Source organism: Noviherbaspirillum malthae (assembly GCF_015352985.1).
Lineage (GTDB): Bacteria > Pseudomonadota > Gammaproteobacteria > Burkholderiales > Burkholderiaceae_D > Noviherbaspirillum > Noviherbaspirillum malthae.
This window is the reverse complement of sequence record NZ_JACYXF010000158.1, coordinates 1-2460: the sequence shown is the minus strand read 5'-3', so window position 1 is coordinate 2460 and position 2460 is coordinate 1. Positions and strand designations below refer to the sequence as shown.

Genomic DNA, 2460 nt, shown 5'->3' with positions numbered 1-2460 from the left:
GTAAGCGGTCTTTCAAACACGTCCTTGCGCCGAGAACATGAATGCAAGAAGCTACCCGTTTTCATCAAACGGAGGAAGCGGGATGTCAACGGTGAGTCTGGAACAATGGCGTGTGCACATTGAAGCAGCGCGCAGCCAAGGCATGGCGCTGGCGCAGTATGCCAGAGCGCATGGCCTTTCCCATTATGCGCTGTACGCAGCCAGCAAGAAGCTGCGCAGACGCTCTCGGGCCGATTCGGTATCTGGCGATGCAACGGCATCGACCACCCCCTTCATTGCCGTGCAAGTCGCGTCGTCGCCTCTTGTCTTGCGCGCCGAGCTGCCTAATGGCGTAATCCTCCATTGGCAAGGCACTGACGCTTCCGATACGACGTCGTGGCTGCATGCTTTGGCCGCCTTGCCATGTTCGCGCTGAATCCGTCCCTGTGCGTCTATCTGCATCGCGATCCCATCGATTTCCGCGCCGGCGTCAACGGCTTGTGCGGCATCGTCGAGCATGCCTTGAAGCTCGATCCTTTTGCGCCAGCCTGCTTCGTCTTCAGTAACAAGCGGCGGGACCGGATCAAATTATTGTTCTGGCATCGCAATGGCTTCTGGCTGTGCGCCAAGCGATTGCAGCAGGAGCGCTTCGTCTGGCCGCGCAGTGATGAAGCAGTGCTGACGTTGAGCGCCGAGCAATTGCACTGGCTGCTCGACGGCGTGGATCTGGCGGCGCTACGCGGCCATCGCGCCCTGCAATACCGGCAAGCCAGCTGAGTGCTTGCGGCATGGCTTGTTAACCGGCTGCTGGTATGGAATACTGGCAGGCATGTCCCAGCCGCCGATCCTGCCCTCTGTCGATGCCGATCTCATTGCCGCCGTGCAGGCGCAGCTGGCAGCATTGCAGGGTCAGTTACATGCAGTCAGTGGCGAACTCAAGGTCGTCAAGGTCGAACGCGACCTGCTGCGCGAACGCGTTGCCGCCTTCGAGCATAAGCTCTTTGCTGCCAGGAGCGAAGCACGTCATGCCGATCAGCGCGATCTGTTCTTCAACGAAGCCGAACTGCTCGACAAAGGCGAAGTCGCGCCCGGGGAGAAGATCAGCGTGCCGGCGCACAATCGGCATAAACGCGGACGCAAACCGCTCGATCCGGCGCTGGAACGCGAAGTCATTCGCCATGAATTGCCGGCATCGGAACGCACCTGCCCGCATGACGGCACACCGCTGGTGGAAATCGGCGTGGAGACCACGGAGCAGCTCGACATCGTGCCGGCGAAGGTGCGCGTCATCCGACATGAGCGGGTCAAGTATGCCTGTCCCTGCTGCGATGGTGGCATGGCAATCGCACCAGCCCCTATCAAGCTGATTCCGCGCTCGCTGCTGACGGAGAAGGCGCTGGCCTGGATCATCACCGCGAAATACCAGGATGGCTTGCCGCTGTACCGGCAGGCGGCCTTGATCGGCCCCCTGGGCGGGCATTTCTGCCGCAATACCCTGGCAGCCAATGTCGTGCGTGCCGGCATGGCGGTGCAGCCGGTGATCAATCTCATGCGCGACCATCTGCTGGATGCGGATCTGATCCTGGGCGATGAAACCGAGCTGCAGGTGTTGAAGGAGCCGGGGCGGGCAGCACGGACCAAATCCTATCTGTGGGCACAGATGAGTGGCACGGGTCCGCCGATCCGCCTGTTCACCTATGCGCCTTCGCGCAGTGCGAAGACGGCTCTGGCGCTCTATGACGGTGCCCGTGGCGCCTTGCTCACCGATGGCTATGAATCTTATGCCGCCGTCGCAAGAGCATATAACCTCGTGCATCTGGGATGCTGGGCGCATGCGCGCCGCGCCTTCATCGAAGCCGAGACCGCCGTGCCTAAAGCCAGCCGCTCGCCCGAGCATTTGGCCACGCAATTCATTGCCGCCATCGGCGAACTGTATGCCGTCGAAGCGAAATGGCGCGACGCCGAACCGGCCAGGCAGACAGTGGAAGAACGCTGGCGACTGCGGCAGGAAACCAGTGTGCCCATCCTGGAGCGCATCAAAACGCTGCTGCTGGCGAACCTGCATGCAGTCGTGCCCGGCAGCCTGCTGGGCCGCGCGCTGCACTACCTCTCCGGGCAATGGCCAAAGCTGACGCGCTATATCGAGGATGGGCGATACCCGATCGACAACAACCCCTGTGAGAATGCGATTCGCCCCTTCGTTGTGGGCAGACGCAACTGGCTCTTCAGCGATACAGTGGCCGGCGCCCAGGCCAGCGCAAATCTGTACTCGCTCATTGAAACAGCCAAGGCCAATCGGCTCGAGCCCTATCGCTATCTGTGCGAACTGTTTGCCCGCTTGCCGCAGGCGAAAACCGTGGACGATATCGAGACGCTGCTGCCCTGGAAAATCGTCCTGCCGGATTGATCTCCCTATCACTGCAATTTACCTTACTCGTCTTAACTCTCGCCGGCAAGTACGGGTTTAACGGACCGCTTACA

3 protein-coding genes are annotated in these 2460 nt (G+C 61.0%); all 3 read left to right on the top strand.

All coding sequences use genetic code 11. The annotated features are described in order from the left end of the window. Window positions 1-82: 82 nt before the first annotated feature. The 3 genes from tnpA to tnpC are packed head-to-tail and all read left to right on the top strand — an operon-like array spanning window position 83 to window position 2386. A complete protein-coding gene (gene tnpA / locus IGW03_RS37415) occupies window positions 83-415 on the top strand; it encodes an IS66 family insertion sequence element accessory protein TnpA (RefSeq protein ID WP_194727450.1) in 333 nt (110 codons plus the stop codon). Beyond that, on the top strand, window positions 403-756 hold the full coding sequence (tnpB, locus tag IGW03_RS37410) for an IS66 family insertion sequence element accessory protein TnpB (RefSeq protein ID WP_194727449.1): 354 nt from the start codon (window positions 403-405) through the stop codon (window positions 754-756). Before tnpA ends, tnpB begins: the two co-directional genes overlap by 13 nt. Window positions 757-808: 52 nt before the next feature. Further along, window positions 809-2386, top strand: coding sequence for an IS66 family transposase (gene tnpC / locus IGW03_RS37405; protein WP_194727448.1), 1578 nt, complete (start codon window positions 809-811; stop codon window positions 2384-2386). Window positions 2387-2460 lie beyond the last annotated feature (74 nt).

Bases quoted from the DNA above. Each gene is read 5' to 3' on its own strand.
- tnpA (WP_194727450.1), top strand. From the start codon at position 83: ATGTCAACGGTGAGTCTGGAACAATGGCGTGTGCACATTGAAGCAGCG.
- tnpB (WP_194727449.1), top strand. From the start codon at position 403: ATGTTCGCGCTGAATCCGTCCCTGTGCGTCTATCTGCATCGCGATCCC.
- tnpC (WP_194727448.1), top strand. From the start codon at position 809: ATGTCCCAGCCGCCGATCCTGCCCTCTGTCGATGCCGATCTCATTGCC.